At 70.8% G+C, this 10,509-nt stretch carries 10 protein-coding genes; 1 reads left to right on the top strand and 9 read right to left on the bottom strand.

Annotated elements, in window-relative coordinates; genetic code table 11:
• Positions 1–3 precede the first annotated feature (3 nt).
• The 9 genes from AB0Q90_RS15690 to AB0Q90_RS15730 all read right to left on the bottom strand — a co-directional run bounded on the left by AB0Q90_RS15690 (position 4) and on the right by AB0Q90_RS15730 (position 9,651).
• Positions 4–807, bottom strand: coding sequence for an HAD family hydrolase (locus AB0Q90_RS15690; protein WP_363163430.1), 804 nt, complete (start codon positions 805–807; stop codon positions 4–6).
• Positions 804–2,081, bottom strand: a complete 1,278-nt coding sequence (serS, locus tag AB0Q90_RS15695; protein WP_363163429.1) for a serine--tRNA ligase — start codon at positions 2,079–2,081, stop codon at positions 804–806. The genes AB0Q90_RS15690 and serS overlap by 4 nt, the downstream gene beginning before the upstream one ends.
• Positions 2,082–2,623: 542 nt before the next feature.
• A complete protein-coding gene (gene pheA / locus AB0Q90_RS15700) occupies positions 2,624–3,556 on the bottom strand; it encodes a prephenate dehydratase (RefSeq protein ID WP_363163428.1) in 933 nt (310 codons plus the stop codon).
• 68 nt (positions 3,557–3,624) lie between these two features.
• A complete protein-coding gene (gene efeB, locus AB0Q90_RS15705) occupies positions 3,625–4,902 on the bottom strand; it encodes an iron uptake transporter deferrochelatase/peroxidase subunit (RefSeq protein ID WP_363163427.1) in 1,278 nt (425 codons plus the stop codon).
• A gap of 8 nt (positions 4,903–4,910) precedes the next feature.
• Positions 4,911–6,776, bottom strand: coding sequence for a copper resistance protein CopC (locus AB0Q90_RS15710; protein ID WP_363163426.1), 1,866 nt, complete (start codon positions 6,774–6,776; stop codon positions 4,911–4,913).
• 14 nt (positions 6,777–6,790) lie between these two features.
• A complete protein-coding gene (locus AB0Q90_RS15715; RefSeq protein ID WP_363163425.1) occupies positions 6,791–7,240 on the bottom strand; it encodes a copper chaperone PCu(A)C in 450 nt (149 codons plus the stop codon).
• A complete protein-coding gene (locus tag AB0Q90_RS15720; protein ID WP_363163424.1) occupies positions 7,237–7,887 on the bottom strand; it encodes an SCO family protein in 651 nt (216 codons plus the stop codon). Before AB0Q90_RS15720 ends, AB0Q90_RS15715 begins: the two co-directional genes overlap by 4 nt.
• Before the next feature lie 74 nt (positions 7,888–7,961).
• Positions 7,962–8,705, bottom strand: coding sequence for a YcnI family protein (locus AB0Q90_RS15725; RefSeq protein ID WP_363163423.1), 744 nt, complete (start codon positions 8,703–8,705; stop codon positions 7,962–7,964).
• Between the two features lie 148 nt (positions 8,706–8,853).
• On the bottom strand, positions 8,854–9,651 hold the full coding sequence (locus tag AB0Q90_RS15730; protein WP_363163422.1) for a hypothetical protein: 798 nt from the start codon (positions 9,649–9,651) through the stop codon (positions 8,854–8,856).
• A 242-nt stretch (positions 9,652–9,893) separates the two neighbouring features.
• On the opposite strand from AB0Q90_RS15730, the gene AB0Q90_RS15735 reads away from it, so the two are divergent.
• A complete protein-coding gene (locus AB0Q90_RS15735; protein WP_363163421.1) occupies positions 9,894–10,346 on the top strand; it encodes an ATP-binding protein in 453 nt (150 codons plus the stop codon).
• Positions 10,347–10,509: the final 163 nt, after the last annotated feature.

Consider the following 10,509-nt stretch of genomic DNA (forward strand, 5'->3'; position numbering starts at 1 on the left):
CAGTTACGGCAACAGCCGTTCGAGCACCACCGCGATCCCGTCCTCCTCATTGGAGGACGTCACCTCGTCCGCAACGGCCTTCAGCTCGTCGTGGGCATTGGCCATCGCCACCCCGTACGAAGCCCACCCGAACATCGCCACGTCGTTCGGCATGTCGCCGAAGGCGATCGTGTCCGCGGCCTTCATGCCCAGCCGCCGCGCCGCCAGCGACAGACCCGTCGCCTTCGACAACCCCAGCGGCAGCAGCTCGACGATGCCCTGGCCCGCCATCGCCACCGTCACGAACCCGCCCGCGGCCTGCCGTGCGGCCTCCGCCAGTTCGTCGTCCGACAGCTCCGGATGCTGTATGTAGATCTTGTTCAGCGGCGCGCTCCACAGATCGGCCGCGTCCGTGAACGGCGTCGCCGGCAGCTCGCCGGTGAGCGCGTACCCCGGCCCCACCAGGACGTCGCCGTCCAGCCCGTCCCGGCTCGCCGCCAGATACAGCGGGCCGACCTCCGCCTCGATCTTCGCGAGCGCCACCCCGGCCAGCTGCCGGTCCAGCGTCACCGACGTCAGCAGACGGTGCTCGCCGGCGTCGTAGACCTGCGCGCCCTGGCCGCACACCGCGAGGCCCTGGTAGCCCAGGTCGTCGAGGATGTGCCGGGTCCAGGGGACCGCTCGGCCGGTGACGACGATGTGCGCCGCGCCCGCCGCGGTGGCCGCGGCGAGCGCGTCACGGGTGCGCTGCGAGACCGACTCGTCGGAGCGCAGGAGCGTTCCGTCGAGGTCGGTCGCGATCAGGCGGTAGGGCAGAGCGGTGGTCACTTGGCCACCGGCTCCAGCACCTCACGACCGCCCAGGTAAGGACGCAGTACCTCGGGCACCCGCACCGAGCCGTCGGCCAGCTGGTGGTTCTCCAGGATCGCCACGATCGTGCGCGGTACGGCGCACAGCGTGCCGTTGAGCGTCGCCAGCGGCTGCACCTTCTTGCCGTCGCGCATACGCACGGACAGGCGCCGGGCCTGGAAGCCGTTGCAGTTCGAGGCGGAGGTCAGCTCGCGGTACTTGCCCTGGGTCGGGATCCACGCCTCGCAGTCGTACTTGCGGGAGGCGGAGGCGCCGAGGTCGCCCGAGGCCACGTCGATGACCTGGAAGGGCAGCTCAAGGCCGGTCAGCCACTGCTTCTCCCAGTCCAGCAGGCGCTTGTGCTCGTTCTCCGCGTCCTCGGGGTCGACGTAGGAGAACATCTCGACCTTGTCGAACTGGTGCACCCGGAAGATGCCGCGGGTGTCCTTGCCGTACGTGCCGGCCTCGCGGCGGAAGCACGGGGAGAAGCCGGCGTAGCGCAGCGGCAGCTTGTCCGCGTCGATGATCTCGTCCATGTGGTACGCGGCGAGCGGGACCTCGGAGGTGCCGACCAGGTAGTAGTCGTCCTTCTCCAGGTGGTACACGTTCTCCGCGGCCTGGCCGAGGAAGCCGGTGCCCTCCATGGCGCGCGGGCGGACCAGCGCCGGGGTGAGCATCGGGATGAAGCCGGCCTCGGTGGCCTGGGCGATCGCCGCGTTGACGAGGGCCAGCTCCAGCAGGGCGCCGACGCCCGTGAGGTAGTAGAAGCGCGAGCCCGACACCTTGGCGCCGCGCTCGACGTCGATGGCGCCCAGCGCCTCGCCGAGCTCCAGGTGGTCCTTGGGCTCGAAGCCCTCGGCGCCGAAGTCGCGGATCGTGCCGTGCGTCTCCAGGACGACGAAGTCCTCCTCGCCGCCGACGGGCACGTCGGGGTGGACGAGGTTGCCGAGCTGGAGGAGGAGGCGCTTGGTCTCCTCGTCCGCCTCGTTCTGCTCGGCGTCGGCCGCCTTGACGTCGGCGGCCAGCTGGCCCGCCTTCTGCAGCAGCTCGGCCTTCTCGTCACCCGAGGCCTTGGGGATCAGCTTGCCGAGCGCCTTCTGCTCGGAGCGCAGCTCGTCGAAGCGGACGCCGGACGACCTGCGCCGCTCGTCGGCAGACAGGAGAGCGTCGACGAGCGCGACGTCCTCTCCACGGGCACGCTGAGAGGCGCGCACACGGTCGGGGTCCTCACGGAGCAGGCGAAGGTCAATCACGCGGTCAAGGCTACCGGGGCGGAGCGACAGCCCACGACTGCGTATTCCGCGGTGCGGCTTACATACCGTTATGGGGGAATTGCGGGCCGTGTCAATAAGAAGTGTCTCACTCCCCGGGACGGGGCAGGCGCGGGGCGCCGGGTTGACCGGATTCCCTTGTGGAGAACGGGATTTGAGGCGCCGCTGTCCACAGGGATCCACAGCCCCGGAGAGTTATCCACAGGCTGTGCGAAAGGCCTGTGGAAGCCGGAATTGATCATTCCGATAGCGTTCTGCGGGGTGAGGAATTCCCGATCCAAACCGTCTTCACGCCCACTTTCGAGTGGAAATGGGTCGCCCCAAAGGATTGATCGAAGGAAACAGGTGGACGAAGGGTGACCTGAGGGCCTGTGGAGGAACTTGGGCCCTGTAGGGCGATTTGTCGACTAGGTAGTGCTTCGTTGTCGACTTGTCCCCAGGTCGAGAAGCCGCCCTGTGGATAACTCCTGTGGATAACGAAAATCAGCAGGTAGCACTGGCCGAAACCAGACCCTGGACCAGCCCTAGAAGCGCCCGTCCTGGCACCGCGCCACCCAGTCCGAGGCCGCGACGAACTCCGCGTCCGACGTCCCCTGGAGCAGCGGCCGTACGTCCGCCACATCGACCTCCGCACGCGGGTACGAACCCAGGAAGCGCACCTGGAGGCAGACCCGCTTGAGCCCCATCAGGGCCTCGGCCACCCGCCGGTCGGAGATATGGCCTTCGGCGTCGATGCAGAAGCAGTAGTTGCCGATGCCGGCGCCGGTGGGCCGGGACTGGAGCAGCATCAGGTTGATGCCCCGGGTGGCGAACTCGCCCAGCAGGTCGCGCAGGCCGCCGGGATGGTCGTCGCGCTGCCACAGCACGACGGACGTCTTGTCGGCACCCGTCGGGGCCGCGGGCCGGGCCGGGCGGCCCACCAGCACGAACCGGGTCTGGGCGTTCTCCGCGTCGTGGATCCCGCTCTCCAGGATCTCCAGGCCGTACCGGGCGGCCGCGAACTCCCCGGCGAAGGCCGCGTCGAAACGGCCCTCCTGGACCAGGCGGGCGGCGTCCGCGTTGGAGGCGGCCGACTCCCAGTCGGCGTCCGGGAGGTTGGCGCGCAGCCAGTTGCGCACCTGCGGCTGGGCGGCCGGGTGGGCGGAGACCGTCTTGATGTCGGAGATCTTCGTGCCGGGGCGGACCAGCAGCGCGAAGGTGATCGACAGCAGCACCTCGCGGTAGATCATCAGCGGGGCGCCCGCCACCAGCTCGTCCAGCGTGGTGGTGATCCCGCCCTCGACGGAGTTCTCGATCGGCACGAACGCGGCCTCGGCCTCACCGGTACGCACCGCGTCCAGCGCGGACTGCACGGACACGTACGGGACGAGCTCCCGGGTGGCCGCCTCCGGAAGGGTGCGCAGGGCGACTTCGGTGAAGGTTCCCTCGGGACCGAGATACGCGTAGCTCGCTGGCATGACCTCACCCTAATGGGCCCACGAGAAGTCGGCCCACGCGTGCCACCACCGGGTGAAGCCGCGTGACCTCACCCCTCCAGCAGCCGCTGCCCCACGTACTCGCCCTTGGCCGCGCCGCCCGGCACCGCGAACAGGCCGCTCGACTCGTGGCGGATGAACGTCGACAGGGCGTCGCCCCGGTCGAGCTTGCGCTGGACCGTCACGAAGCCGCGCAGCGGGTCCGCCTGCCAGCAGACGAAGAGCAGACCCGCGTCCGGCACGCCCTTGGCGTCGATGCCGTCGTGGTACGAGAACGGCCGGCGCAGCATCGCCGCGCCGCCGTTCTGGTCGGGGCGGCTGATCCGGGCGTGGGCGTTGATCGGGACCACCAGGGAGCCCTGGGCGTCGGTCTTCTCCAGGTCCATCTCGCTCGTCTCGGTGCCCCCGGACAGCGGTGCGCCGTCGGACTTGCGGCGTCCGATGACGTCCTCCTGCTCCTTGACCGAGAGCTGCTCCCAGTCGTCGAGAAGCATGCGGATGCGGCGTACGACGGCGTAGGAGCCGTTCGCCATCCAGGACGGCTCGCCGGAGGCGGGCACGAAGATCCGCCGGTCGAAGTCGGACTCGGCCGGCTTCGGGTTGCGGGTGCCGTCCATCTGGCCCATCAGATTGCGGGCCGTCATCGGGTGGGCGGTGGCTCCCGGGGAGCGGTTGAAGCCGTTCATCTGCCACCGCACGTTGGCGGCCTGCCCCGCGTCCTTCTGGATCGCGCGCAGGGCGTGGAAGGCGACGAGGGCGTCGTCCGCGCCGATCTGCACCCACAGGTCGCCGTTGCTGCGCGCCTTGTCCAGCTGGTCGGAGGAGAAGTCGGGCAGCGGGTCCAGGGCGGCGGGCCGCTGCTTCTCCAGGCCGGTGCGGGCGAAGAAGCTGTGCCCGAAGCCGAAGGTGACCGTCAGCGAGGACGGACCGGCGTCCCGCGCGATGTCCGTGTCGTCGGTGCCCACCGCCTCGCCCGTCATCAGCCGCTCGGCCGTGGCCGACCACCGGCGCAGCAGCGCGGCGGCCTCCTTGCGGCCCGCGCCCGCCGCCAGGTCGAAGGCGACGAGATGGCCACGGGCCTGGAGGCCCTGGAGGATGCCGGGCTGATGTTTCCCGTGAAACATCGCCTCGCCGGCGCCCAGCGAGGTGAGCGGCGTGGCCTCGGCGGGGGCGGCGGCATAGCCGACGCCCGCACCGGCCGCGCCGAGCACGAGCCCGGTGGCGCCGGCGGTGCCGAGGAGCGCGCGCCGGGAGACGCCCGGGGGAGCCGCCGGAGCGGGGACGACGCTCTCGGGAGTGCGGGCCTCCGGGATGGACTGGTCAGACATGGTGGGGTTCAGCCGATCTGCGCGTTCTTGGAGACGGTGGTCTGGTCGATGTCGGAGGTCCGTACGGTCGCGGCGATCTTCCAGTCGCCCGCCATCGGGATCTGCACTCCGCTCGCCGACCAATGTCCGGTGGTGATGTGGTCCGGGATCACGGGCAGCGGCCCGATGTCCTCGGACTCCAGGGTGAAGGCGAGCTTCACCTCGGGGACGTCGAAGGCGCGGCCGTTGGGCCGCTGGACGTAGACGTGCATCTCGTTGCCGCCCACGCGCGCGGGGTCGAGCTCGACGCGCACGACGCCCTTGCCGTCCGCGCCGCCCGTGTCGAAGGACATGTCCAGGGTCAGTGCCCCGCCGGGAGACGCGGTCGCGGAGGATCCGGCCGCCTTGGCGGCCTCCTGTTCGGTGCGCCCCGGCTCGGTCGACGTCAGTACGGTGGTGACGGCGAGCAGCACGACCGCGACACCGGCCTCGGCGAGCACCGAGCGGCGCAGTCCGAAGCGGTTCGGATCGCCGTCCCGCAGCCGCTTCTGCCGGGCCGCGTCCATCGCCGCCCGCTGCCGGGCGAGCTGGGCGGCCCGCTTCGGGTCGCCTCCGGCCGCCGCCGTGACGGTCTGCTTCTCCTTCTGCTTCCGCGGCGCGGCGGCCACCGGCTCGGCCAGCCTCGCCGTCCACCGCCGCGAGATCCACGCGATGCCGACGAGCAGCACCACGAGCCCGATCTTGATGAACAGCAGCTGCCCGTAACGGGTGTCGGTGAAGGCCGACCAGGAGCCGAGCTGACGCCAGGACTGGTAGATCCCGGTCACGACGAGCGCGAGCACGCTGCCGAAGGCGAGCCGGGAGAAACGGTGCACGGCGGTGGCGTCCACCGGGGTCTCGGCCGACCGGTACAGCGCGGTGAGCAGTGCGGTGAGCCCGCCGAGCCAGGTCGCCACGGCGAGCAGGTGGACGACGTCGACCGGCATGGCGAGGCCGGGCTGGAGCCCGCTGGAGGCGTGCTCGGACATCGCCCAGCTCGCCGCGAGCCCGGCCGCCACGACGGTCCCGCCGATCGCCAGACCGAAGCGAAGGTCGCGCTTCTCCTCGTCCTCACGCTTGTCGTACGCGCCGAACAGCACCGCGATGAACAGTGCCGCCGCGGCGAGCAGCAGCAGCCGGGAGACCAGGGCCGCGCCCGTCTTGGTCTGGAGCACGTCCCCGAGCAGGTTCAGGTCGAAGATGTCGCCGACCTTGCCGGAGCCGGTGTAGGAGCCGCGCATGAGCAGCAGCGCGAGGGTGGCCGCGGTGAGCGCGAGCCAGCCGGAGACGACGAGCCGCTGCACGGCCCGCACTCCGGAGCCGCGCTGCCAGCAGGCGAGGACGAAGGCGGCGCCGCCGACCAGGACGACGAAGCCCGCGTAACTGACGTAGCGGCCGAACCCGTAGAGCGCGCCGACGACCCCGCCGCCCGCGGTCTGGCCGGAGACCGAGACGGAGGTCGCCGAGGGGGCGCCGACGGAGAAGGTGTAGGCGCCGGCGACGGGATGGCTGTCGGCGGAGACGACCTGGTAGGAGACGGTGTAGGTGCCGTCGGCCAGTCCGGTGCGCAGCTTCACGGCGTACGTCGTGCCGCTGACGTTGCCCGGCTCGCCGGTGTCGACGCGCTTGCCCTTCGGGTCGAGGACGCGCAGGGCGCCGTCGGACATCGCCACCTCCTCGGAGAAGGTGAGCGAGACCCGGTCGGGCGCCTCGTCGACCACCGCCCCCTGCTGGGGGTCGCTGCCGGTCAGCGCGGCGTGCGCGGAGACCGGCCCGGCACTGGCGAGGAGCAGTCCGGCGGCGGTCAGGAGCAGCAGCACGAGCATCCGCGCGCGGGAGGCGATGGTCGGGGTCAAAGGGGGTCCCTCCCTCAGTGTCCGGACGCGGGCGTGTACGTCGGCGACTTCACCGGCATCTCGACCGTGACGGGGTCGGCGTCGGCGAAGTGCAGCACCACGGAGACCGTGTCGCCCTCCTGCGGCCGCTTCTTCAGCTTCTCGAACATCAGGTGGTTGCCGCCGCTCTTGAAGACGACCTTCCCGTCGGCGGGGAGGTCGACCGTCTTCATCTCCTGCATCGCGGAGTCGACGGTCTCGTGGAGGGTGACATCACCGGCGATGTCACTGGTGACGGACGTCAGTTCGGCGTCCGTGCCGCCCTCGTTGGCGATGGTCAGAAAACCGGCCGCCATGGAGTCGGAGACCGGCTGCGGCATATAGGCGCCGGAGACGGAGATTTCGGCCTGCGCGTTGTCGGCGCTGCACCCCGTCAGCACCAGAGCGCCGACCAGCCCGGCACCGAGCAGCGCGCTGCGCCTCACGGGTTCTCCCCCTTGACCAGCTTGGGGAGGTCCGCGGTGTAGTCGTCGACGGTGGCGTCCTCGCCGTAGAGCACGTAACCGCCGTCGGTCTTCGGGGAGAACGCGATGACCTGGGTGCCGTGCGTGGAGACGACCTTGCCCTTCTCCTTGTGCGGCGGCTCGATGCTGATGCCGAGGGTGCGGGCGCCGGCCTGGATGGTGTCGAAGTCGCCGGTCAGGCCGACGACCTGGGAGTCGATGCCCTTGAGCCACTTGCCGAGCGCGGCCGGGGTGTCGCGTTCGGGGTCGGTGGTGACGAACACGACGCGCAGCTGGTCCTGTTCGGCCTTGGACAGCTGCTTCTTGGCGATGGCGATGTTGTTCATCGTCAGCGGGCAGACGTCGGGGCAGTTGGTGTAGCCGAAGTAGATCAGCGTGGGCTTGCCGGCGGTCTCCTCGCGGAGGTCGTAGGTCTTGCCCTGAGTGTCGGTGAGGACCAGGTCCGGCTTCTCGAACGGCTTGTCGAGGACGGTGGCGGCCTTGGCCGAGCCGGCCTCCTCGGAGACCACGGTGACGGGCGAGGCGCTGTCGTCCTCGCTGCCGCAGGCGGTCAGGGTCAGGGTGGCGGCGGCGAGCAGGGCGGCGGCCGCGAACTTCTTGGTGCGCATGGCGATATGTCCCAGAGGTGAGGGCTCCGGCACGCGCCGGGGCGTAGGGCCCCGGCGCATGCGGAGAGATGGACTCAGGCGTTGGTACGCCGACGGCCGGCGAGGACGCCGTACGCCACGCCCACCGCGCCGACGACGATGCCCACGACGCCGAGGACGCGGGCGGTGGTGTCGCTGCTGTCGGAGTCGGCGGAGTCGGCGGTGGTGGTCGCGGCGGCCGGGGAGGCGTCGTCGGCGGGCTCCTCGCCCGCCTCCGAGCCGTGCCCGTGGCCGTCCTCCGAGGCCTCGGACAGGGTCAGCACGGGAGCCGGGTTCTCGGGCTCCTCCTGGCCCTCCTGCTGGATCTCGATCCAGCGCGCGACCTCGTCGTCGGAGTACGTCTGGATCGCCTTGAAGACCAGTTCGTCGGTGTCCTCGGGCAGCTGGCCCATGGAGACCGGGAACTTCTGGAAGAAGCCGGGCCGGATGCCCTTGCCGGTCGCGGTCCAGGTGATCTTGCTGACGGCCTCGTCGATCTTCTGGCCGTGCAGCTCGATCGGCTTGTCCAGCTTGGACGTGGTGACCTTCGCGTCCCAGCCCGGGATCGCCTCGGGCCGGGCGGAGGCCAGCGGGTGGTCGGCCGGGAAGGTGACCTCCAGCTTGACCGTCGAGGCGGTGTCGCTCTCGTTCGGGACACGGAAGTCGACGACCGCGTAGCCGCCCTTGGCGGCCTCGCCCTCGGGCTGCACGGACACGTGCGCGAAGGCGGGGACGGACAGGGCGAGTACGGCCGTGCCGGCGAGGACACCGGCGGCGGCGATACGGGAAGAGGCCTTCATACGGGAGCACTCCACAGTGAGTGAGTTCGGATGTATCCGGTGGTGAAGAGGGATGCGCGCGCCGACCGGTGGCACACGCGTGTGCCGCACGACGGCGGCCCTCAACCGGATCTCCGAACAGGGATCTCCCAGCCGTGGTCGCGTCGCGTCAGGCGGTGAGTACGAGCGCGGTCGCGGCGGTGGGCGGACCGCGCCTGATCACTGTGTGCTGGAGTGCGACGGTGCGGGGGCGCGGCGGCGCGAGCAGCGGAGTGCGCGCCGGGCGCGGACCCGTCTCGGGCGCCCCCGGCAGTCCGGCACGCAGGGCGCGCACCAGCGCGAGCGCCCCGCGCAGGGACCGTACGAGCGCCCCCTCGACGACGGAGTGCGCCGAGAGTTCGACGAGCCGCCGTACGGCCATGTCCCCGCGGCGCAGCAGCCACCCGGCGGCGAGGGCCGCGAGGAGGTGGGCGAGCAGCATCGGCAGGGAGGGCAGCAGGGAGGCGGAGTCGGTGACGGTGTCGGCCGGCTGATGTGCCGTGTGGGCCGACGGGTAGAGCCGCGCCTCGGTGAGGATCTGCCGGGCCTGGGCGGGGCTGATCGCCGCCGCGGTGGTTCCGCAGACGATCCGCGCGGCCCGGGCGACGAGCGAGGCGTCGGAGGCGGATGCGGCCGAGGTGGCGGCCACCCCGTGCTGGCCGAGTCCGAACAGCGTGTGCAGCACGGTCTGTCCGACCGCGAGCAGGGCAGCGATCCCGGCCAGGGACCGTTCGCGCCCGGCGAGCGGCACGGCGACCACGACGACCCCGAGGAATCCGGCGCCCAGCGTCCACAGCGGAACGGAGGCGCAGGAGCCGAGCGCGTGCCCGGCCCCGGCCAGCACGACACAGACCGCGGCGAACACCGCGGCCCGCAGCAGCCGGAAGCCGCGTCCGGTGCGCGTCGTGCGGGGGTGGGGGGCAGTCATGGCGGGCTCATCATCGCACTGGCCTTACGACGGCCATACGGCAGGTCCGCAAGATGCTTTACGGGCGGAAGATCCTTTCGGGTCCCTCAGGTCCCCCTCTGACACCACCTGCCCCCACATACACCGTTCCCGGGCCGGCGCGCATCGCCCATATGGGCGGCATCACGTCAACAATGCGCTTACGCCCCGCCGTGGGCGGCAATACGTAACGGTATGTCGAGCCGCGGCCAGGAGGCTGGAGCATGAGCATCTGGTGGTCACTCCATCTGCGGCGCGAGGCTGCCAGCGTTCCCCTCGCCCGGCGGCTGCTGCTCGGCACCATGGAGAGCGCGGGCGTGGACCCGGACGTGTCCTACGACCTCTCCATCGCCCTCAGCGAGGCCTGCGCGAACGCCGTGGAGCACGGCGGGGACACCGAGCCCGACGGCGCCTCGGACGCCTACCGGGTCACCGCCTACCTCGACGGCGAGAAGTGCCGCATCGAAGTCGTCGACTCGGGCCCGGGTTTCGACGCCGCGAACCGCAGCTCCCGGCCGACGTCCACCCAGTCCGAGCACGGGCGTGGCCTGTATCTGATCCAGGAGCTCGCCGACCATGTCCACATCGGCAACAAGCCGGGCCGGGGCGGTGCGGTGGTGAGCTTCGACAAGATGCTGAAGTGGCGCAAGGACGCCTCGCCTTTGGTGGCGGTGTAGTGCGACGCGTCACATTCCGGGAAAACGGCATCCGGGTATGTGAATCATAAATCAGAAAAAACTCCGGTGGCCGAAAGTGGAGGTATGAAATCCGCCTTTCCCGGCGACCGGAATCGGCCACACAGCGAGCTCAAAGGTTTCTTGATCCTCCCTCAAGACCTGC

Source organism: Streptomyces sp. NPDC079141, from assembly GCF_040686775.1.
Taxonomy (GTDB): Bacteria; Actinomycetota; Actinomycetes; order Streptomycetales; family Streptomycetaceae; genus Streptomyces.

Bases quoted from the DNA above. Each gene is read 5' to 3' on its own strand.
- AB0Q90_RS15720 (WP_363163424.1), bottom strand. From the start codon at position 7,887: ATGCGCACCAAGAAGTTCGCGGCCGCCGCCCTGCTCGCCGCCGCCACC.
- AB0Q90_RS15735 (WP_363163421.1), top strand. From the start codon at position 9,894: ATGAGCATCTGGTGGTCACTCCATCTGCGGCGCGAGGCTGCCAGCGTT.
- efeB (WP_363163427.1), bottom strand. From the start codon at position 4,902: ATGTCTGACCAGTCCATCCCGGAGGCCCGCACTCCCGAGAGCGTCGTC.
- pheA (WP_363163428.1), bottom strand. From the start codon at position 3,556: ATGCCAGCGAGCTACGCGTATCTCGGTCCCGAGGGAACCTTCACCGAA.
- AB0Q90_RS15725 (WP_363163423.1), bottom strand. From the start codon at position 8,705: ATGAAGGCCTCTTCCCGTATCGCCGCCGCCGGTGTCCTCGCCGGCACG.
- AB0Q90_RS15730 (WP_363163422.1), bottom strand. From the start codon at position 9,651: ATGACTGCCCCCCACCCCCGCACGACGCGCACCGGACGCGGCTTCCGG.